This is a genomic window from Elusimicrobiota bacterium (genome assembly GCA_016182905.1).
Taxonomy (GTDB): domain Bacteria; phylum Elusimicrobiota; class Elusimicrobia; order UBA1565; family UBA9628; genus GWA2-66-18.
In genome coordinates, this window is sequence record JACPFR010000014.1 from 91,134 (window position 1) to 111,328 (window position 20,195).

Sequence of the window (20,195 nt, forward strand, 5' to 3'; positions counted from 1 at the left end):
ATGCAGGCCTCCGATCGCGTCCTGGCCGGCCGCTACGCGGCGGCGCTTTTCCAGGCCGCGTCCGCCAAGGGCGAAGAGCAGAAGGTCCAGGCGGACCTCGGCTCCGCGCACAAGCTCCTGCTCGACGCGATGGCGGCGCTCCGCCATCCGCGCGTTCCCCCGGCCAGCAAGAAGAAGCTGCTGCACGACGCGATCGGAGACAAGGTCGGCGCGACGACCCTCGGCTTCCTGAACCTGCTCGTGGACAAGAAGCGCTTCGAGCTGATGGTGATGGTGTCCGCCGTCTACGCGAAGCTCGCGGCCGAGAAGCGCGGCGCGGCGAAGGCGCACGTGCGCACGGCGAAGCCCCTGTCCCCCGACGAGCTCAAGACGCTCGCGGCCAAGCTCAAGACTTTCAGCGGCAAAGAGATCGAACTCGACGTAAAAGAAGACCCGGAACTGATCGGCGGCATCGCCGTGAAGATCGGAGACTGGGTCCTTGATTCCAGCCTGCGCGGACAGTTGCGCCGGCTGAAGGAGAGCTTCAACTAACATGGCCATCCGACCCGAAGAAATCACCGCCGTCATCAAGAAGCAGATCGAAGGCTTTTCCGGCTCCACGGAGCTGAAGGAAGAAGGCTCGGTCCTGCAGGTCGGCGACGGCATCGCCCGCGTGTACGGCATCGAGAACGCCATGTCGGGAGAGCTCCTCGAGTTCCCCAACGGCGTCATCGGCATGGTCCTCAACCTCGAGAAGGAGAACGTCGGCTGCGTGCTGTTCGGCACCGACACCTTGGTCAAGGAAGGCGACCCCGTGCGCCGCACCGGCAAGGTCGCCCAGGTCCCCGTCGGAGAGGCGATGATCGGCCGCGTCGTGGACGCCCTCGGCCGCGCGATCGACGGCAAGGGCGCTATAAAAACGGTCAAGAGCCGTCCCTTGGATATCGTCGCTCCCGGCGTCATGGAGCGCGCTCCGGTCGTCGAGCCCCTGCAGACCGGCGTCAAGGCCGTCGACGCGATGATCCCGATCGGCCGCGGCCAGCGCGAGCTGATCATCGGCGACCGCCAGACCGGCAAGACCGCGATCGCCATCGACACCATCATCAACCAGAAGAACCAGCCGAACCGCCCGATCTGCATCTACGTCGCCGTCGGCCAGAAGCAGTCCACCGTCGCGGCCGTCGTGCAGAAGCTGCAGGACGCGGGCGCCATGGACTACACGATCGTCGTCTCCGCCGGCGCTTCCGAACCGGCGCCGATGCTCTACATCGCTCCCTACGCCGGCTGCTCGATCGGCGAGGAGTTCCTGTGGCAGGGCAAGGCCGTCCTCGTGATCTACGACGACCTGTCCAAGCACGCCGCGGCCTACCGCCAGCTCTCGCTGCTGCTGCGCCGCCCCCCGGGCCGCGAAGCCTACCCCGGCGACGTGTTCTATCTGCACAGCCGCCTGCTCGAGCGCGCCTGCAAGCTGTCCAAGGAGAACGGCGGCGGGTCTTTGACGGCTTTGCCGATCATCGAGACGCAGGCCAACGACGTGTCGGCGTTCATCCCGACCAACGTCATCTCCATCACCGACGGCCAGATCTACCTCGAGTCGAACCTGTTCTACTCCGGCATCCGCCCCGCCGTCAACGTCGGCCTCTCCGTGTCGCGCGTCGGCGGCGCGGCGCAGACGAAGGCGATGAAGGGCGTCGCCGGCCGCCTGCGCCTGGACATGGCGCAGTACAACGCGCTGGCCGCGTTCGCGCAGTTCGGCTCGGAGCTCGACGCGTCCTCGCAGAAGCAACTCGCGCGCGGCGAACGCCTCGTCGAGATCCTGAAGCAGGGCCAGTACGTGCCGCTGTCCGTCGAGCGCCAGGTCCTCGCGATCTACGCCGGCACCAACGGCTTCGTCGACGAGGTCCCGGTCAAGGACGTGCGCCGCTACGAGTCGGAGCTCTTCGCTTACGCGGAGTCCCGTCACGCCGCGACGATGAAGGAGCTCGGCGACAAGAAGGTCATCGACGACGCCCTGAAGGCGAAGATCGAGGCCCTTCTGAAGGAATTCAAGGGCCAGTTCAAGTAATGCGCGGAACGATCCTCGCCGCGCTCCTCCTCGTCTCGCCGCTGCTCGCGGCGACGGCGGCGCGCGCGCAGGAGATGCTCAGCGGCTCGCTGATCGAGGCGCTGACGGCGGTCGGCAAGCCGGAGCTCGGCGGCGTGTTCACCTACGTCGGCGACAAGAACGCGCCGCGCGCGTTCGCGGACCTCATCGCGCGCGACCCGAAGGCGATGAAGCGCTACACGGGCAAGCTGATGGACGACCTCAAGGCCGCGGGCGGCCTCACCGCCTGGGACCACGAGGTCTGCGCCACCCTCGTCAACCACTACGCCGGGGCCGTCGAGATGCCCGGCATCAAGAGGCCCGACGCCAAGCGCCTCAAGGCCCTCAACGACTGCGTCCTGGCTCCCGTCATGGAGCTCCAGGACATCGTCCTGCGGAGGAAGAAGTGAGCCCCCGCGCCCTCGGCCGCATCCCGACGGCGACCGGAGGCGGCACCCGCGCGCGTTATCGCGCGCTTGTCACCGGCGCCGCCGGCTTCATCGGCTCCAACCTGTGCTGGGAGCTGGCCGCGCGCGGCTGGCAGGTCGTCGCGCTCGACGATTTCTCCGCCGGCACGTTCGAGAACCTCCGCGGCTTTCCCGGCGACGTCGTCGCCGCCGATTTCGGGAACACCGCCTACTGGGCGCCGCGCGTCGGGAAGATCGACGCCGTTTTTCATCAGGCCGCCATCTCCGATACCACGGTCATGGATCAGGCGCTGATGATGAAGGTCAATGTCGAGTCCTTCCGCGACCTCCTCGGCTGGGCCGCCAAATCCAAAGTAAAGAAAGTCGTGTATGCCTCCTCGGCCGGCACCTACGGCGACGCGCCGGTGCCGCAGCGCGAGGACGCCGAGCTTCGGCCGATGAACGTCTACGGCTTCTCCAAGTGCGTCATGGAGACCGTCGCCGCCAACGCCAAGGGCGTGAAGGCCGTCGGCCTGCGCTACTTCAACGTGTTCGGCCCGCGCGAGTCCCACAAGAACAAGTCCGCGAGCATGATCTGGCAGCTGGCCCTGCAGATGAAGGCCGGCCGCCGCCCGCGCATCTTCGAGATGGGCGAGCAGTACCGCGACTTCATCTACGTCAAGGACGTCGTCGACGCGAACATCCGCGCGTTCGAGAAGGCGGCCCCGGGCGCGTACAACGCCTGCACCGCGCGCAAGACCGATTTCAACGGCATCGTGGCCGCGCTCAACTCCACGCTCGGCACGAGCCTGCAGCCCGAGTACATCAAGAACCCCTACAGCTTCTACCAGAACGAGACGCTCGGCGATCCCGCGAAAGCGCAGAAGGCCTTCGGCTTCCGCGCGCAGTGGACCGTCGAGCGCGCGATCCCGGATTACATCGGCGGACGGAAAATCGCCGTCGGAGTCTGACCAATGGCTTCCCTCAGAGAACTTCGCAGCAAGATCAAGTCGACCAAGTCCACCGAGCAGATCACGAAGGCCATGAAGATGGTCGCGGCGGCGCGCATGCGCAAGTCGCAGCTCGCGATCCTGGCCGCCCGCCCGTTCGCCTCCAAGATGGAGCGCATGGTCCGGGAGCTCGCTTTGCTCGAGGTCCGCGCGGACCTCGCCGCCAAGCAGGCCGTCCAGATCCACCCCTTCTTCGATAAGCGTCCCGACGGCGCGGAGCTGCTCGTCCTCGTCACCGGCGACAAGGGCCTGTGCGGCGCGTTCAATTCGAACGTGATCCGCGCCGCGCTCGAATGGTTCCGCCAGCGCCGCGGCCGCAAGGTCTACTGCGTCGCGATCGGCCGCAAGGGCCGCGACCTCGTGGCGCGCCTCAAGGGCCAGGAGATCGAGATGGTCTCCGAGCTCGTCGGCGTGTTCCCGAAGATCACCTTCGCCCACGCCGAGCTGGCCGGCCAGGCCGTCATCGACGCGTATCTCAACAAGGGCGTCGCCTCGGTGACCGTCCTCTACAACGAGTTCAAGTCCGTCGCGACCCAGCGCCTGCTGACCGCCGCGCTGCTGCCGATCCCGGTCCCCGAGGCCGCGCCCGAGGCGGGCGGCGAAGCCGCCCCGCTTCCGGACTACGGCTTCGAGCCCGGCCGCCAGGCGCTCCTGGCCGAGCTGCTGCCTCGCCACATCAAGGCCCAGTTCTACCGCATCCTCCTCGAGTCCCAGGCCGCCGAGCTCGCGTCGCGCATGAACGCGATGGACTCGGCGTCGAAGAACGCGAAGGAGATGCGCGAGGGATACGTCCTGGACGCGAACCGCACTCGCCAGGCGATGATCACGAAGGAGATCGCGGAGCTCGTCGGCGGGGCCGAGGCCCTGGCCGCTTAATCATGGAGAACCCTTTGACCCAGAAGACCGGATCGGAACAGAGACGTCACCCGCGCACCGCGGTCGGCGCCACCTTCGACGTCAGCATGCAGGGCCCCGCCGCGGCGAAGTGCCGCGCGACGATCACCGACCTCTCCGAGGGCGGCATGACCTTCCGCACCGACGCGGAGCTCGAGAAGGGCATGACGCTCCACCTGCGCCTGAACACGGACCTTCAGATCCGCGGCGAGGTCCGCAGCGTCCTCGGCCCCGTCGGCGGACAGCGCCGCTACGGCGTTCGATTTCACAAGATCGGGCTCGCCCCGACCACGACCAACTGAGAGAGCGATAACATGAACATCGGCAAAATCGTCCAAGTCATCGGCCCCGTCGTCGACGTGGAGTTCCCGTCCGGGAAGCTCCCGGCGAACTACAACGCGCTCAAGATCAAGATGCCCGGCGAGAACGGCACCGGCGCCACCTTGACCGTCGAGGTCGCCAGCCACCTCGGCGACAACATCGTGCGCACGATCGCGATGGCCGCGACCGAGGGCCTGACGCGCGGCACCGCCGTCGAGGACACCGGCGCGCCGATCTCGGTGCCCGTCGGCAAGGCCTGCCTCGGCCGCCTGATGAACGTCCTCGGCGAGGCCAAGGACAACAAGGAGCCGATCAAGTCGGCGACGCACCTGCCGATCCACCGCGAGGCGCCGAAGCTGACCGAGCTCGTCACCAAGCCCCAGATCTTCGAGACCGGCATCAAGGTCGTCGACCTGCTGGCGCCGTACATGAAAGGCGGCAAGGTCGGCCTGTTCGGCGGCGCCGGCGTCGGCAAGACCGTCACCATCCTCGAGTTGATCAACAACGTCGCCAAGGAGCACGGCGGCGTGTCCGTGTTCGGCGGCGTAGGCGAGCGCTCGCGCGAGGGCAACGACCTCTACCGCGAGATGGAGGAGGCCAAGCTGTCCGACGGCGCGCCCGTCCTCTCCAAGACCGTGCTGGTGTTCGGCCAGATGAACGAGCCGCCCGGGGCCCGCGCCCGCGTCGGCCTCACCGCGCTGACGCAGGCCGAGCACTTCCGCGACGCGGAAGGCCAGGACGTCCTGCTCTTCATCGACAACGTGTTCCGCTACGTCCTTGCCGGCGCCGAGGTCTCGGCGCTGCTCGGCCGCATGCCGTCGGCCGTCGGCTACCAGCCCACTTTGACGACCGAGATCGGCGCCCTGCAGGAGCGCATCACCTCCACGAACAAGGGCTCGATCACGTCGATCCAGGCCGTCTACGTCCCCGCCGACGACCTGACCGACCCCGGCGTCGCCAACACGTTCACCCACCTGGACGCGACGACCGTCTTGTCGCGTCAGATCGCCGAGCTCGGCATCTTCCCGTCGGTCGACCCGCTCGAGTCCACCTCCCGCATCCTGGACCCGAACATCGTCGGCGCCGAGCACTACGACGTGGCCCGCGGCGTGCAGAAGGTCCTGCAGCGCTACCGCGAGCTCCAGGACATCATCGCCATCCTCGGCATCGACGAGCTGTCCGAGGACGACAAGCTGGTCGTGTCCCGCGCCCGCAAGATCCAGAAGTTCCTGTCCCAGCCCTTCTTCGTGGCCCAGCAGTTCACCGGCCGCGCGGGCAAGTACGTCAAGCTCAAGGACACCATCCAGAGCTTCAAGGGGCTTATCGAGGGCAAGTACGACGCGCTGCCCGAGCAGGCCTTCTACATGTGCGGCGGCATCGACGAGGCCGTCGCCAACGCCGAGGCGCTGAAGTAACACCGAGGATCTCATGTCCGACAAGCACCTGACGCTCGAGCTCGTGACGCCGGAGAAGGTGGCGTGGTCCGCTCCCGCGGACTTCGTCGTCCTGCCGGCGTACAACGGTGAGATGGGCGTCCTGCCCGGCCACCAGTCGTTCCTGGTCAAGCTCGCCGCGGGCGAGGTGCGCGTCACGGTCAAGGACGAGGTCAAGCACTTCGCGGTCTCCGGCGGCTTCGCGGAGATCAAGAACGACACGGTGTCGCTGTTCGCCGAGACGGCCGAGGACGCGAGCCAGATCGACGCGGAGCGCGCGCACCAGGCGCTCGAAAAGGCGAAGGCGGTCGTGCACGCCGGCCTCGATCCGATGCAGCTCGCCGCGATGGAAGCGGCGATCCGCCGCGCGCAGGTGCGCGTGCGCGTGTCGCGCCGCGCGAAGTCGCCGCCGCCTCGCAACCCGGAACCCTAGGGCCGTGAGGAAGGACGAGGGGCTCAAGACGCGCGGCGGCCTCAAGGCGCCGCCCCCGCCCATCCAGGGCAACCACTCGAAGGTGATCCGGCGCGTGCCGGGCAAGTTCGAGTGGAAGGACGTGCCGCTCGAGCCGTACAAGACCGACACGGCCGAGTATAAAGGGATCTCTCGGCGAGAGCTCGTCGGAAAACGCGGCGAAACGCCGCGTTTTCATGTGCGCTACTTCGAGATCGCGCCCGGCGGCTTCTCGACGCTCGAGAAGCACGAGCACGAGCACGTCGTCATCCCGATGCGAGGCAAGGGCGAAGCCCAGGCCGGCTGCTACATCTGGACCGTCGGCGTCGGCGACGTGGTCTACGTCTCTCCCTCCGATCCCCACCAGTTCCGCTGCCCCGCGGACGCGGCCGAGCCCTTCGGCTTCCTGTGCATGGTCAACGCCGAGCGCGACAAGCCGACGAGCGTCGACGGCCTCGGCGTCTGCCACATCTGCGAATAACGGCTGATTCCGGGATCAGCCGCCGAATTCTCGCATAGGTCCTTTACGCCTGCCGGCATAGGCCTAAAGGCCCGCTTAGCATCCACTCCGGTTTCCTATATTCCCTTTCGTGATACGACTCGCGCTCATCGCCGCATGCTGCGCGTCGCCGTCTTTCGCGCAGGTCCGCGTCGCGCCCATGGGGGCCGCTCTCCCGTCGGCGCCGGTCCCCGTCTTGAATGCTCCGCTCGCGCCCGCGACGCATCCGTCGTTCGCGCCTTTTGCCGCGGTTCCTTCAATGAGCGCCCCCTCGATTTCACTCGCTCCCGCCTTGGTCGCCGCGCCGTCCGTCGCGCCGGTTTCCGCCGCGTCGGCGGCTGAACCCAAGCCTGCGCGGCCGACGGCCGCGTTGCCCGCGCTGCAGTCCGCGCTCGCCCCCGAGACTCCGGCCCTCGGCACGCTCTACGACGGGGCCGCGCCCGCGCCGGTTCCCGTCGATCCGCCGAAGGCGGATCAGCCCCCCGCGCCCGCCCCCCTCGGCTCCGGCCTCCGCATGGCCCGCCCCGAGCATGAGGCCTGGCTCAAATCCGTCGTCGACCTGCTCGCGATCACGCGCACCGGCCGCCGCGTCCTGCGCGACGTCGACGCACTCGCCCGGCGCCGCGGCGTCCCCATCCTGCTCGACGTGAAGCCCATCGGCAACAACGGCGAGTTCCGCTACGACTCCGATCTCCTGATCATGGACTCCGGCCACCTCAAGCGCGATCCGTACCAGAGCGCGCCCATCCTGGCGCACGAACTCCAGCACGTGCTCCAGCGCGGCCTCGAGCTGCCCGCCGATGCGCTCGAGCTTGAGATCGAGTCGTACACCGTCGAGTCGCGCGTGTGGTCCGAGCTCGGGATCGAGCCCGACGCAGGCACCTTCGCCCGCGACGCGCGCAGGCGCCTCCTGAAGGATTTCCCCGGCTTCGTGAAGTGGCTGGGCGAGCAGTACAAGAACAACATCCCGCTGTACGGCTCGACGATGGATGCTTACGTCGAGAAGCTGGAGAAGAACCTCGCGAAGGCGAAGAAGTCCGAGGCGCAGACGCGCAAGAAGATCACGGCGCTCGAGCGCGTGCTTGAGAGCATGAAGGCGAACGGGATGTCCGCGGAGGCGATCGCCGCGCATCGCCGCGAGGACCTGGAGCCGCTCGAGCGCGGCCTCGTCGACGGAGCCATCAACCGGGGCTGGATCGAGCGCGACCTCGCGCGCCTCAAGACGCCCGAGGTCCGCGCCGCCTTCCGCGCCTACGCGCGCGGCATCGCCCGCCGCGCCCGTTCCCTCTCGCGCCCCTGACGCAGATTTTGTAGAACGGTGGCATGAGCCACTCTCCCGCCTTCCTGAAGATCGTCGATGACGCGAAGTCCCGCGTGAAGCAGACCGACGTGCCGACCGTGCTCGCCCGCGTGAAGAAGGGCGAAAAGCTGCTGCTCGTCGACACGCGCGAGGACAACGAGTGGGCCAAGGGCCGGATCGCCGGCGCGATCCACCTCGGCAAGGGCGTCATCGAGCGCGACGTCGAGGCGACGATCCCCGACAAGACCGCCGAGGTCATCCTCTATTGCGGAGGGGGGTTCCGCTCCGCGCTGTCCGCCGACAACCTCCAGAAGATGGGCTACCAGAACGTGGTCTCCATGGACGGCGGCTGGCGGAGCTGGAACGAGGCGGGCGGACCCGTCGAGAAGTAGGCGCATGCTCCGCTTCGGGATCGGGCTCGGCCGCGGCCCCGACGGCGAGCAGGCCGCGCGGGAAGCCCTGCGCGCGGCGAGGCGGTCGGTGCGGCGCCCGGACCTGACGATCGCCTTCGGCTCGATCCACCTCGACCAGAAGGCGGTGCAGCGCGTCCTGGCCGGCGAGGTCGACGGGCGGCGCCTTCTCGGCGGGTCCTCGTACAAGGAGGTCACCAACGCGGGCGTGACCAACGGGACCGTGGCCGTCCTGTCCTTGGACCTCGGCGGCGCGCCCGTGAGGTTCGCGCAGGCGTCCGTCGGCGCGCCGGCGCGCACCGGCGCGTCGTTGGCGAAGGGCCTCGGCGGGGGGAGCCTGGACCGTCCGCTCGCCCTGTACTTCGGCTCGGTGGCCACCGGCCGCGACCGGGAATCCCTGGCGGAGATGCGCCGGACTTTGGGTCCCGTGCCGGTGTTCGGCGGGATGACCTGCGGCGACTACGACCTGGGCATGGGGCATCCGGATTTCTGGACCAACTACCAGTACGGCGAGCGCCTCACGCGCGGCGCCGCCCGCGCGGCGCTGTTCTCCCTGCCCGGCGGGGCCGACGCGGCGTTCGCCTTCGAGCACGGCTGGGATCCGGTCGGCCCCCCGTTCACGATCACTCGCTCCTCGGGCGGACGCGTCTACGAGGTGGACGGCGTCCCGGTGCTGGACTACTACCGCCGCCTGCTCGGCGACGTGCGCGACCGGGACTTCTTCTCGCTGATGATCCAGCGCTTCGGCTTCGCCGTCGAGTCTCCCGACGGGCGGAGCGTCTTCAAGATGCCGGTGTCGGTGGACACGCGCGGGAGATCGGTGGAGCTTTTCCCGGTCGAGGAGCTTCAAGGGCGCCGCGCGCGCCTCACCTTGGCCAGCCGCCACGGCCTGCTGGCCGGCGCGCGGACGGCGGCGCAGCGCTGCCTCGAGGCTCTCGGCCGCCCGGCGGACCTGGTGTTCTTCGTCAGCTGCTGCAGCCGCGGCGCCATCCTGAACAGCCGCCTGGGCCGCGAGCTCGAGGAGGTGCGGTCGGTGTTCGGCCGCGGCACGCCCGTGTTCGGCTATTACTCCGGCGGCGAGATCGTCCCCGCCGTCGCGCGCTACGACGCCGCCGCCGCTCCGGCGTCCTCCTGCTCCGGCTTCCACACGACGACCGCCACCTTGCTGGCGCTGGCCGCGCCGCCGCGCTCGCGCCCGCGCGCGCTGCCCAAGCGCCCGTCGGCGGCGGAGGCCGAGGACCTGCGCGCCGCGCTCGAGCGCAGCGAGACCACCCTCGACCGCACGGAGAGCATACTCGCCAACCTCAGCCGCAAGTCGTACGAGGACGGCGAGAAGCTGCGGCGGCAGAGCGAGGTCATCCGGCGCTACACCCCGCACGGCATATGGGCCGAGGCGGGCCGGCTCGCGGCTCGCGGCGAGTACGAGGTCCCCGACGGCTCCTTCACCGGCGCGTTCCTGTTCATGGACGTGAAGGGCTTCACCTCGTTCAGCGAGGGCCACAGTCCCGCCGAGGTCGTGCGCGAGCTCAACTGCATCTTCGAGCCCGCGACCGAGTTGATCTACGAGCACGGCGGCGACGTGGACAAGTTCATCGGCGACTGCATCTTCGCCGCCTTCCCGAGCGCGGACGCGGCGCTGACGGCGGCCCGGGAGGTGCTGGCCCTCGTCGCCGAGCGCCGCCGCGAGGGGAGCCCCTTCGACGTGCGCGTGGGGATCAACTGGGGAAGGGCCGTGCGCGCCAACGTCGGCGCCCGGGACCGGCGGGAGTACACCTACATCGGCGACGCGGTCAACCTGGCGCAGCGCATGGAATCCAACGCGGCTCCCGGAAAGGTCCTCGTGGCGGGCGCCGCGTGGCGCCGGCTGCGCCGCCGGCCGAAGGCGCGGCGCCGGGTCGTGCAGGTCAAAGGAAAAGCCAAGCCCATCGCCGCGTTCGAGGTGGACGCGTAGCCCAGGAATGTTAGAATCGGCGGATGAAAACGCTCGCGCTTGTTTTCCTCGCCGCCGCCGCCGCCGCCGCCGTCGCCGCGCCGGTCCCGCACGGTAAGCCGTACTGGCTTAAGACCTACTCGCAGTCGCCGTATCGCGAGACCTGGAGCGGCGACCTTGCGGTGAAGAAGCTCGACGCCGCTCTTCCGAAGGTCGTCGCCGCCGTCGAGAAGAGCGGCGGGCGCCTGACCCAGCCGCTGGCGCTGTTCGCCGGCTCCTCGACCGAGCAGCAGCTCTCCTTCATCGTCCCGCAGAAGAGCGCGAAGGCCCTTCTGCAGGAGATGCGCAAGCTCGGGAAGGCCGCCGATCCGGCGGTGCGCCCGCACGCCGCGCCTGTCCCGCTCGACGAGGTCCGCGAGAAGCTCGCGCGTCTGACGAGGGAGAGGGCCGGGAGCAAGGCCGCGTTCGCGTCGGCTCCGGCCACGGCCGAGGCCGTCGACGAGATGATCGAGCACCTGACCTTCGCCGAGGCCGTGGCGAGCTCGACGGACGGCGAGGTCCTGTGGAACCTCACGGTGAAGGAAGCGCGTTGAGGCGCCTCCTCCCCGCGCTCGCGCTGGCTTTCGCGGGCTGCGCGGAGATCGGCCTCGAGCCCGCCGGCCTGCCGCCCCCGCCGAAGGCGCGTCCGACGCTGCGCGCGTCGCGCCCGGCCTCCGCGACCTTCGGCTCCATGCTGATCGCGCGCCGCAAAGTCGACGGTCTGCGCGTCGAGATCTTCGTCATCGGCGAAGGCAAGGTCCGCGGGAATCTCCTGTCCGAGCTGAAGAGCCCCGAGGCGCGGCTCACTCCGCCGTTGACCGCCGTCCTGATCCGTCATCCGAAGGAGGGCGCGGTGCTGTTCGGCGCGGGCCTGCCCGAGGACATGGGAGGACTGGGCGCCCGGCGTCTCAAGGGCTCCGCCCTTTCTCCTTTCAAGGAAAAACCGGGCCGGGACATCGTGTCTCGACTGGAGGCGCGGGGGATCAAGACCGAGGACGTGAAGACGGTCATCCTGCCCGACCTGGCCCCGGAGTGGGCCGGGCGAGCCGGGGCCTTCCCCAACGCGACCATCATCCTATCGTCCCAGGCCTGGACCAACCCGAAACGGCGGGCCTTGGAGCGGGACATGCCCGACCCCCGGGCCTTCATCCCGGAAGAACGGTTGAAATTACAGGATTTCTCGCAAGCGCCCCCTTATGGGACCTTTGACCACGGCATCGACCTCTTCAAGGACGGGACGGTCATTTTGATCGACCTGGATGGGGGGGCGGCCGGCGGCCTGGGGGCCTGGGTGAACCAGGATTCGGGGTCCTTGCTCCTGACCGGACCCGGGGCCTTCGTGTACGACAACGTCTTCGATGACGCCCTGCCGGACAAGAAGTTCGTGGTGGACATCTCCAGCTTCATGTGGAACGCCCGGGCCATGAAGCTGGCCTCCGAGGCCGCGCCGCGGCTCGTGATCCTGCCCGCGTACGACCTCTCCACGCTCAAATTATCGCCGCGACCCGACATTTCGCTCGTTCCGTAGCGGCCACTGGTTTTCTGGCGGCGTTGAAGTCCATCTATTATCATCGAGTGTCGGATAAGCGAAAAACCATCGAATTTTTCGGCACTCCTTGTCATCTCGCTCCTTTCGCCGAAAACAGGCCGGGATCCAGCGCGCGAAAAACGGCGCGCGCGCGAAAATCGAAAATATTCCGCGCCGGCTTCCGCGCGCCGCGCGACAAAATAAAAATATTTTTGATTCCGCCGGAAGCGCGTTTCTCGACGAGAAAAACGATCCGCGCGCGGCGCGGAAAAAAATATTTCAAAACAGATGTTGACACGCGCGGAATGTTGTGCTAATATTTCATCACTCCGGCAGCGCCTCAAAACGCGGCCAAGTGGCAAGATAAAATTGCCCCCGGCTTCATGGGAAGAAACATGAGGCCAGGAAACATTTTTTGTTCTTTGACAATTCGGTTTTTGCAAGCGAATGGGCGCCCTACTTTTCCCCCCGGAAAAGAGGGCGTAAGGAATTATTAGGTGTGTTGGATTGCGGCATCAGAGCATCGACGTCGCAATCCTACAAGAGCAAAGAAGAGTCAATTCTTCTTCATTTTTGATGCAAGCGGAAGTAGCGAGGGTCTTACCCCCGCCAAAACGCCCAAATTTAAATGGAGAGTTTGATCCTGGCTCAGAATTAACGCTGGCAGAGTGCATAACACATGCAAGTCGAGCGAGACTAGTAGCAATACTAGTCTAGCGGCAGACGAGTGAGTAACACGTAAACAATCTACCCTTGAATGGCGAATAACCAATCGAAAGGCTGGCTAATACGCCGTACTCTCCCTTGAAGGCATCTTCGAGGGAGGAGAGATCCGCAAGGATCGTTCTTGGAGGAGTTTGCGGCCCATCAGCTAGTTGGCGGTGTAATAGACCACCAAGGCTACGACGGGTACCCGGCCTGAAAGGGCGGACGGGCACGATGGCACTGAGACACGGGCCATACTCCTACGGGAGGCAGCAGTGGGGAATTTTGGACAATGGGCGAAAGCCTGATCCAGCAACTCTGCGTGAGGGACGAAGGTCTTCGGATCGTAAACCTCTTTTACATGGGAAGAATGGCAGCAATGCCTCGACGGTACCATGTGAATAAGCCACGGCTAACTATGTGCCAGCAGCCGCGGTAAGACATAGGTGGCAAGCGTTATTCGGAATTACTAGGCGTAAAGCGAGTGTAGGCGGACGATTAAGTCCGATGTTAAATCTCCAGGCTTAACTTGGAGTCGCATCGGATACTGGTCGCCTCGAGTGGGGTAGGGGGCAGCGGAATTCCCGGTGTAGCGGTGAAATGCGTAGATATCGGGAGGAACACCTATGGCGAAAGCAGCTGCCTGGGCCTTTACTGACGCTAAGACTCGAAAGCTGGGGGAGCAAACAGGATTAGATACCCTGGTAGTCCCAGCTGTAAACGATGGTCACTAGATGTGGGAGGTATCGACCCCTTCCGTGTCGTCGCTAACGCTTTAAGTGACCCGCCTGGGGAGTACGGCCGCAAGGTTAAAACTCAAAGGAATTGACGGGGGCCCGCACAAGCGGTGGAGCATGTGGTTTAATTCGACGCTACGCGAAGAACCTTACCTGGGCTCGAACGACTGGTAGTAGTCCGATTGAAAGATTGGGCGACCCGCAAGGGAGCCAGCCGAGGTGCTGCATGGCTGTCGTCAGCTCGTGTCGTGAGATGTTGGGTTAAGTCCCGCAACGAGCGCAACCCCTATCCTGTGTTGCTACCCGCAAGGGAGGACTCTCAGGAGACTGCCGCGGATAACGTGGAGGAAGGTGGGGATGACGTCAAGTCCTCATGGCCTTTATGTCCAGGGCTCCACACGTGCTACAATGGCGTACCCAGTGGGAAGCGAAACCGCAAGGTGGAGCAAATCCTCAAAGTACGCCTCAGTTCGGATCGGGGGCTGCAACTCGCCCCCGTGAAGGTGGAATCGCTAGTAATCGCTGATCAGCAGGCAGCGGTGAATACGTTCCCGGGCCTTGTACACACCGCCCGTCACACCACGAAAGCCCATTGCAACCGAAATTACCGCTTGCCGGTAATGAAATTGTGATTGGTGATTGGGGTGAAGTCGTAACAAGGTAGCCGTACGGGAACGTGCGGCTGGATCACCTCCTTTCCATTCATTTCCTCGATTCGTCGAGGAGCTGATAGGTCGAACCCTTAACGGCTCGATAGACGCGTCGCAAGACGCGGGCCGTTTTCGAGAAACGTTGTGGGGCGCTCATTGGCTTGCAAAACCGTAATTGTATCGTCTTAGTGCACCGCCGGGCTCGTAGCTCAGGGGTAGAGCACACGCTTGATAAGCGTGGGGTCGGAGGTTCGAAACCTCCCGGGCCCAATTTTTTGTTTGGGCCCTTAGCTCAGCTGGGAGAGCGCCTGCTTTGCAAGCAGGAGGTCGCCGGTTCAATCCCGGCAGGGTCCACATCGCGCCGAAAGGCGCGCCGCGTGTCTTCACTAAGACAAAAACCGATTTTCTTTGACAACTCATCCGGATCTGCGAACGCACGCAGCCACGACAAGCCCCTGACGGGGCGTGGCTCGGAGCCGAGCGGAGAAAAAAGCAAATTAAGTAACGAGTTAAGTAAGCGTCTTACACGCACAAGGTTTCGTATTGACCAAAGCCTTGTGCGATAGAAGAATATGGTCAAGATAAAAAGTGTGTGTGGTGGATGCCTAGGCGTTAGAAGTCTATGAAGGACGTGGCTAGCTGCGATAAGCCCCGGGGAGCCGCTAACAGGCTTTGATCCGAGGATCTCCGAATCGGGAAACCGGTCCAGTCGAAAGACTGGACATGTGGACGTAAAGGCCCGGCCGTCAGGTCGGGAGATAGCGTTCTCAAGACAACGCGGGGAAGTGAAACATCTCAGTACCCGCAGGAAAAGAAATCAACAGAGATTCCCCTAGTAGTGGCGAGCGAACGGGGAATAGCCCAAACCGATGCGGCATGCCGTGTCGGGGTTGCAGGGCTCGTCCGGTGTAGAACCGGGGAGTTACCAAACGTCGGATAGGAGAACGGTCCTGGAAAGGCCGGCCATAGCGGGTGACAGCCCCGTATCCGAAATCTAGACGACTCCTGACGAGTTCCTAAGTACCACGGGACACGTGAAATCCCGTGGGAATCCGGGGGGACCACCCTCCAAGGCTAAATACTCTCTAACGACCGATAGTGAACCAGTACCGCGAGGGAAAGGCGAAAAGAACCCCTGATGGGGAGTGAAAAAGAACCTGAAACCGCACACATACAAGCTCTACGAGTCCTATGATACGCTTCGGCGTATAATGGATGAGTAGGTGCCTGTTGAAGAATGACCCGGCGAGTTAATGAGTGGAGCGAGGTTAAGGGGCCCGTGAAAGCGTGCTCCGCAGCCGTAGCGAAAGCGAGTCTGAAAGGGCGTCAGTTCCATTCATTAGACCCGAAGCCAAGTGATCTAACCATGGCCAGAGTGAAGGTGGAGTAAAATCCACTGGAGGCTCGGAGTGTTAAACGTTGAAAAGTTTCTACATGAGCTGTGGTTAGGGGTGAAAGGCTAATCGAACTTGGTGATAGCTGGTTCTCTCCGAAATAGCTTTAGGGCTAGCGTCCGCCGTTAAATCACGGGGGTAGAGCACTGGTAGATGTAGCGAGAGCAACCCTCTTTGCGAAGTCTGTCAAACTCCGAATACCGTGGTGTACTAGCGGGCAGTCAGTTCGTGGGGGATAAGCTCCACGTGCAAGAGGGGAACAACCCAGAACGTCGATCTAGGTCCCAAAGTGTATGCTAAGTGGAAAACGCTGTGGATTTGCATAAACAGCCAGGAGGTTGGCTTAGAAGCAGCCACCCTTTAAAGAGTGCGTAACAGCTCACTGGTCTAGCGAATCTGCGCGGAAAATGACACGGGGCTCAAGCATACCACCGCAATCGCGTCTGCTGCAGGTCCTCCGGGATCTGTAGCGGGGTAGGAGAGCGTTCCTGGCGCAGTGAAGGCATACCGTGAGGAGTGCTGGAGCGCCAAGAAGTGAGGATGTCGGGATAAGTAGCGAGAAACAATGTGAGAATCATTGTCGCCGAAAACCTAAGGTTTCCTAGAACAATGTTCGTCAGTTCAGGGTTAGTCGGGCCTAAGCCGAGGCTGAAAAGCGTAGGCGATGGACATCCGGTTAAAATTCCGGAACCAGGTTTTGGACGTCAGTGTAAGCGGTGACGCAGAAAGGTAAGGGATCCCGTCCGATGGATGGCGGGCTAAATGCGTAGGGGTGTTCCTCTAGTAAAGTACGGAGGGGCGTTAACCTGAAACATGAATGCGAGCTCCGGGCGACCGGAGCGAAGTCTCCCAACTACGCTGCCAAGAAAACCCGCGTATACTGTCCAGAATCTGCCCGTACCGTAAACCGACACAGGTGGGTGGGGTGAAAATCCTAAGGCGCGCGAGTGAGACTTGGTTAAGGAACTAGGCAAAATTATCCCGTAACTTCGGAAGAAGGGATGCTGCTTGTTAACTCAAGCAGCCGCAGTGAAAGGGGCATCGTGACTGTTTAACAAAAACACAGGACTCTGCTGAAATCGCAAGATGATGTATAGGGTCTGACTCCTGCCCGGTGCTGGAAGGTCAAGGGGAGTGGTTAGCCGCAAGGCGAAGCTACGAACTCAAGCCCCAGTAAACGGCGGCGGTAACTATAACCGTCCTAAGGTAGCGAAATTCCTTGTCGGGTAAGTTCCGACCTGCACGAATGGAGTAACAAAGATGCCGCTGTCTCAACCAAGTGCTCGGCGAAATTGTGGTACGAGTGAAGACGCTCGTTACGCGTGGTTAGACGAAAAGACCCCGTGGAGCTTTACTGTAACTTGTCATTGTGTTATGGATTTAATTGCGTAGAATAGCTGGGAGCCTTTGATGCAGGGGTTGTGGCCCTTGTTGAGGCGCAATGTGAAATACCAGCCTATCGAATCTGTGACACTAACCTACGGCCGTAATCCGGCCTAGGGACCGTGACAGGCGGGCAGTTTGACTGGGGCGGTCGCCTCCTAAACGGTAACGGAGGCGTTCCAAGGTTCGCTCAGGGCGCATAGTAATCGCCCAAAGAGTGCATTGGCAGAAGCGAGCTTGACTGCAAGGCCTACAAGCCGGGCAGGGACGAAAGTCGGACAAAGTGATCCGGTGGTACCTCGTGGGAGGGCCATCGCTCAACGGATAAAAGCTACCCCGGGGATAACAGGCTGATCTGGTCCAAGAGTTCACATCGACGACCAGGTTTGGCACCTCGATGTCGGCTCATCGCATCCTCCCGCTGGAGCAGGTGGGAAGGGTTGGGCTGTTCGCCCATTAAAGCGGTACGTGAGCTGGGTTCAGTACGTCGTGAGACAGTACGGTCTCTATCTACCATGCGCGTTAGGAAACTTGAGAGGAGCTGTCCCTAGTACGAGAGGACCGGGATGGACGAACCGCCTGTATGCCAGTTATCCCGCCAGGGGTATCGCTGGGTAGCGGTGTTCGGAAGGGATAAACGCTGAAAGCATCTAAGCGTGAAACCCTCCTCAAGATAAGGTTTCCCGGGTCGCAAGACCCCCGAAGGACGCAGGAAGACTACCTGCTTGATAGGCTGCGAGTGTAAGGGCCGCGAGGTCTTAAGCGAAGCAGTACTAATCGTCCGAGAGTCTTGGCCGTATTCTTCGATCAGGCGGGAGGGCATAAGGCCTTCCCCCGTGTGAAGATTGTTTACTTTCACTCGACTTAATTTGCTATAATGCACATGGAGTTCATCCCGAATGGAAACCGGGGTGATGGCGTCGCTATGCGTCGTTCAACCAGACTCCCGCCGGCTCCGCAAGGGGCCAAAGATTCAAGAGGTTTGTGAGATCGGTGATATTTCCGGCAGGGATACACCCGTTCCCATTCCGAACACGGCCGTTAAGCCTGCCAGGGCCGATGGTACTAACGCCCAACTCGGCGTTGGGAGAGTAGGTCGTCGCCGGTCTCATCAACCTCTTGAATCATCTCGTGAAGAACAGTCTCGCAGTCCGTCGCGCGATCTTGTCCATGGTCATGGCGTTCGCGGCCCTTCCGGCCGCGGCGCAGATCTCGGGCTTGACCGCGCGCCAGTCGTCGAGAGGCTCTTTGAAATTCCTGGCTTACTACCAGGGCGTCGCTGACCAGGACCTCAATTTCTCGGTCAGCAATTCAGGCGTTTGCACCGCGGCACCGCCCAACGGCGGCGTGGCGTTCCCATGCAATAGCTCGGCGGACATCGAGGCGAAAGGCTCGGGCGGCGCCGGCATGTTCAAGATAGCCTGGCAGGCCGCGGAACGCTTCCAGTTGTACGCGCACGTCGGCACGGGAGACTACAGCATCAAGGTCCCCTCGACCACCGCGGAAAACACCATTTCGGGCGACAAGCTCGGCATCATCTATGGCGCGGGCCTCAAAGCCTCAATCGTCCCCGATACGATCGTCAACCCGGCGATCGCGCTGGATCTCAACATCACGAGATCGCATTACAATTTCAATCGCATCACCCCGGGGGGGACTCCGGGCATCAATAACGGTTTCAGCCAGCGTTTGGAGCTGATGACGTATCAGGTCGCCGTCGAGACGAGCCACCTGTTCGAGATCGACTCGAACTGGAAGCTCGAGCCTTACGGCGGCGTGAAATGGACGAGAGTCCAGGCCGATCTGAAGGATCTCGCCGGCGGCGGCCACTCCGGCGGGCAGAAGGACACGGGAACGCCGTTCTTGGGCCTCAGGGTTCCCGCCGAGGATCGCATCGCCTTCTTCGGAGAGGCTTCGTTCGTCGATGGGCTTCACTACGGCGGCGGGTTGGAACTCAGATTTAAGTAGCCAGAGGAATTTTAGATGAAACTCACGAAGCAGCAGAAGATCGAGTCGTCGAAGGTGCTCGCCGAGAAGCTCAAGGCGGCGCCCCATCTCTTTTTCACCGAGTTTCAGGGCATGAAGTTCGTGGAGCTCGACGAGCTCCGCATGCAGCTCAAGCCCCTGAAGTGCCGCCACGCCGTCGTCAAGAGCTCGCTGATCAAGTACGCGCTCAAGAACGCCGGCATCGACGGCGTCGACGCGAAGATGCTCAAGGGCCCGGTCGGCCTGATCGTGGCGGACAACGACGATCCCGTCTCGCCCGCGAAGGTCCTCGCGACCCTCGGCAAAAAGTTCCCCCAGCTCAAGGTCCGCGCCGGCTTCGTCTCCCAGAAGTGGATGACGCCCGCCGACTGCGACAAGCTGTCCAAGCTGCCCTCGAAGCAGGAGCTCATGGGCAAGGTCGTCGGCCTCGTGTACGCGCTGGTCAGCCAGCCCGTCGCGATCGCCCAGGCCCCGACGCGGGACGCGGTTTTGGTCGTGAAAGCACTCGAGAACAAGCTTAAAGAATCTGGCGCGGCTGCCGCGTAACAAAAGCAGTCGGCAGTCCCCGAGAGGGGATAAAGCCTTCGCATAAGGCGCTGTCAGAAAAAGGAGAAAACGAAATGTCTACCACCAAGTTGTCGCCCGCGCAGCTCGTCGAGGCCGTCGGTCAGCTGACCGTCCTCGAGGCCGCCGAGTTCGTCAAGCTCGCCGAGGAGAAGTTCGGCGTGAAGGCCGCCGCTGCCGCCCCCGCCGCCGCCGCCGGCGGAGCCGCTCCCGCCGCTGGCGGAGCCGCCGCCGAAGCGCAGACCGAGTTCACCGTCGTCCTCGCCGGCGCCGGCACCAACAAGATCAACGTCATCAAGGTCGTTCGCGAGCTGACGGGCCTCGGCCTGAAGGAAGCGAAGGACCTCGTCGAAGCCGCTCCGAAGCCCGTGAAGGAAGGCCTCCCGAAGGCCGCCGCCGAGGAGATGAAGAAGAAGTTGGCGGAAGCGGGCGCCACCGTCGAGCTCAAGTAAGTGCCCCTGACGAGGTAAATTCCGAAAGATGAGACCGTCG

18 protein-coding genes, 2 tRNA genes and 3 rRNA genes are annotated in these 20,195 nt (G+C 63.9%); all 23 read left to right on the forward strand.

The features are described 5' to 3' along the window. The 23 genes from atpH to rplL all read left to right on the forward strand — a co-directional run bounded on the left by atpH (nt 1) and on the right by rplL (nt 20,155). Nucleotides 1-531 carry an ATP synthase F1 subunit delta gene (gene atpH, locus HYV14_05785; protein ID MBI2385510.1) on the forward strand — a complete coding sequence of 177 codons (531 nt, stop codon included), beginning with the start codon at nt 1-3 and terminating at the stop codon, nt 529-531. Between the two features lies 1 nt (nt 532). Beyond that, nucleotides 533-2,044 (forward strand): F0F1 ATP synthase subunit alpha, encoded by a 1,512-nt coding sequence (locus HYV14_05790; GenBank protein MBI2385511.1) that lies wholly within the window; start codon nt 533-535, stop codon nt 2,042-2,044. Beyond that, nucleotides 2,044-2,472, forward strand: a complete 429-nt coding sequence (locus HYV14_05795; protein ID MBI2385512.1) for a hypothetical protein — start codon at nt 2,044-2,046, stop codon at nt 2,470-2,472. The genes HYV14_05790 and HYV14_05795 overlap by 1 nt, the downstream gene beginning before the upstream one ends. 20 nt (nt 2,473-2,492) lie before the next feature. Then, nucleotides 2,493-3,440: an NAD-dependent epimerase/dehydratase family protein gene (locus HYV14_05800; protein ID MBI2385513.1), complete on the forward strand. Its 948-nt coding sequence runs from the start codon at nt 2,493-2,495 to the stop codon at nt 3,438-3,440. Nucleotides 3,441-3,443: 3 nt separating this feature from the next. Beyond that, complete coding sequence (gene atpG, locus HYV14_05805) at nt 3,444-4,355, forward strand: ATP synthase F1 subunit gamma (GenBank protein ID MBI2385514.1); 912 nt, start codon at nt 3,444-3,446, stop codon at nt 4,353-4,355. Between the two features lie 14 nt (nt 4,356-4,369). Next, a complete protein-coding gene (locus HYV14_05810) occupies nt 4,370-4,675 on the forward strand; it encodes a PilZ domain-containing protein (protein ID MBI2385515.1) in 306 nt (101 codons plus the stop codon). A gap of 12 nt (nt 4,676-4,687) precedes the next feature. Further along, a complete protein-coding gene (atpD, locus tag HYV14_05815; protein MBI2385516.1) occupies nt 4,688-6,109 on the forward strand; it encodes a F0F1 ATP synthase subunit beta in 1,422 nt (473 codons plus the stop codon). A gap of 13 nt (nt 6,110-6,122) precedes the next feature. Continuing rightward, complete coding sequence (atpC, locus tag HYV14_05820) at nt 6,123-6,560, forward strand: ATP synthase F1 subunit epsilon (protein MBI2385517.1); 438 nt, start codon at nt 6,123-6,125, stop codon at nt 6,558-6,560. 4 nt (nt 6,561-6,564) lie between these two features. Next, nucleotides 6,565-7,059, forward strand: coding sequence for a cupin domain-containing protein (locus HYV14_05825; GenBank protein ID MBI2385518.1), 495 nt, complete (start codon nt 6,565-6,567; stop codon nt 7,057-7,059). A gap of 109 nt (nt 7,060-7,168) precedes the next feature. After that, nucleotides 7,169-8,377 carry a hypothetical protein gene (locus HYV14_05830; protein MBI2385519.1) on the forward strand — a complete coding sequence of 403 codons (1,209 nt, stop codon included), beginning with the start codon at nt 7,169-7,171 and terminating at the stop codon, nt 8,375-8,377. 23 nt (nt 8,378-8,400) lie between these two features. Continuing rightward, nucleotides 8,401-8,769, forward strand: coding sequence for a sulfurtransferase (locus HYV14_05835; protein ID MBI2385520.1), 369 nt, complete (start codon nt 8,401-8,403; stop codon nt 8,767-8,769). 4 nt (nt 8,770-8,773) lie between these two features. Beyond that, the gene (locus HYV14_05840; protein MBI2385521.1) at nt 8,774-10,738 is read left to right on the forward strand and encodes an FIST C-terminal domain-containing protein; all 1,965 of its coding nucleotides are present in this window, start codon (nt 8,774-8,776) and stop codon (nt 10,736-10,738) included. A 23-nt stretch (nt 10,739-10,761) separates the two neighbouring features. Then, nucleotides 10,762-11,310, forward strand: a complete 549-nt coding sequence (locus tag HYV14_05845) for a hypothetical protein (GenBank protein MBI2385522.1) — start codon at nt 10,762-10,764, stop codon at nt 11,308-11,310. After that, entirely contained in the window at nt 11,307-12,284 is a 978-nt protein-coding gene (locus tag HYV14_05850) for a hypothetical protein (protein ID MBI2385523.1), read from the forward strand. Before HYV14_05845 ends, HYV14_05850 begins: the two co-directional genes overlap by 4 nt. A 47-nt stretch (nt 12,285-12,331) precedes the next feature. Next, entirely contained in the window at nt 12,332-12,601 is a 270-nt protein-coding gene (locus HYV14_05855; GenBank protein MBI2385524.1) for a hypothetical protein, read from the forward strand. A gap of 307 nt (nt 12,602-12,908) precedes the next feature. Then, a 16S ribosomal RNA gene (locus HYV14_05860) occupies nt 12,909-14,425 on the forward strand. 149 nt (nt 14,426-14,574) lie between these two features. Beyond that, nucleotides 14,575-14,646: transfer RNA gene (locus HYV14_05865), tRNA-Ile, on the forward strand. An 11-nt stretch (nt 14,647-14,657) separates the two neighbouring features. Next, a tRNA-Ala gene (locus tag HYV14_05870) sits at nt 14,658-14,730 on the forward strand. A 216-nt stretch (nt 14,731-14,946) separates the two neighbouring features. Then, nucleotides 14,947-17,953: ribosomal RNA gene (locus HYV14_05875) — 23S ribosomal RNA — on the forward strand. Between the two features lie 189 nt (nt 17,954-18,142). Then, nucleotides 18,143-18,261 (forward strand): 5S ribosomal RNA (gene rrf / locus HYV14_05880). Together the 16S, 23S and 5S rRNA genes with 2 tRNA genes alongside form the textbook arrangement of a ribosomal RNA operon. Nucleotides 18,262-18,284: 23 nt before the next feature. Beyond that, nucleotides 18,285-19,121, forward strand: coding sequence for an autotransporter domain-containing protein (locus tag HYV14_05885; protein MBI2385525.1), 837 nt, complete (start codon nt 18,285-18,287; stop codon nt 19,119-19,121). Nucleotides 19,122-19,136: 15 nt separating this feature from the next. Further along, entirely contained in the window at nt 19,137-19,685 is a 549-nt protein-coding gene (locus HYV14_05890) for a 50S ribosomal protein L10 (GenBank protein MBI2385526.1), read from the forward strand. Between the two features lie 74 nt (nt 19,686-19,759). Beyond that, a complete protein-coding gene (rplL, locus tag HYV14_05895; GenBank protein MBI2385527.1) occupies nt 19,760-20,155 on the forward strand; it encodes a 50S ribosomal protein L7/L12 in 396 nt (131 codons plus the stop codon). Nucleotides 20,156-20,195: the final 40 nt, after the last annotated feature.

Bases quoted from the DNA above. Each gene is read 5' to 3' on its own strand.
- atpH (MBI2385510.1), top strand. From the start codon at position 1: ATGCAGGCCTCCGATCGCGTCCTGGCCGGCCGCTACGCGGCGGCGCTT.
- HYV14_05790 (MBI2385511.1), top strand. From the start codon at position 533: ATGGCCATCCGACCCGAAGAAATCACCGCCGTCATCAAGAAGCAGATC.
- HYV14_05795 (MBI2385512.1), top strand. From the start codon at position 2,044: ATGCGCGGAACGATCCTCGCCGCGCTCCTCCTCGTCTCGCCGCTGCTC.
- atpG (MBI2385514.1), top strand. From the start codon at position 3,444: ATGGCTTCCCTCAGAGAACTTCGCAGCAAGATCAAGTCGACCAAGTCC.
- atpD (MBI2385516.1), top strand. From the start codon at position 4,688: ATGAACATCGGCAAAATCGTCCAAGTCATCGGCCCCGTCGTCGACGTG.
- atpC (MBI2385517.1), top strand. From the start codon at position 6,123: ATGTCCGACAAGCACCTGACGCTCGAGCTCGTGACGCCGGAGAAGGTG.
- HYV14_05835 (MBI2385520.1), top strand. From the start codon at position 8,401: ATGAGCCACTCTCCCGCCTTCCTGAAGATCGTCGATGACGCGAAGTCC.
- HYV14_05840 (MBI2385521.1), top strand. From the start codon at position 8,774: ATGCTCCGCTTCGGGATCGGGCTCGGCCGCGGCCCCGACGGCGAGCAG.
- HYV14_05845 (MBI2385522.1), top strand. From the start codon at position 10,762: ATGAAAACGCTCGCGCTTGTTTTCCTCGCCGCCGCCGCCGCCGCCGCC.
- HYV14_05890 (MBI2385526.1), top strand. From the start codon at position 19,137: ATGAAACTCACGAAGCAGCAGAAGATCGAGTCGTCGAAGGTGCTCGCC.
- rplL (MBI2385527.1), top strand. From the start codon at position 19,760: ATGTCTACCACCAAGTTGTCGCCCGCGCAGCTCGTCGAGGCCGTCGGT.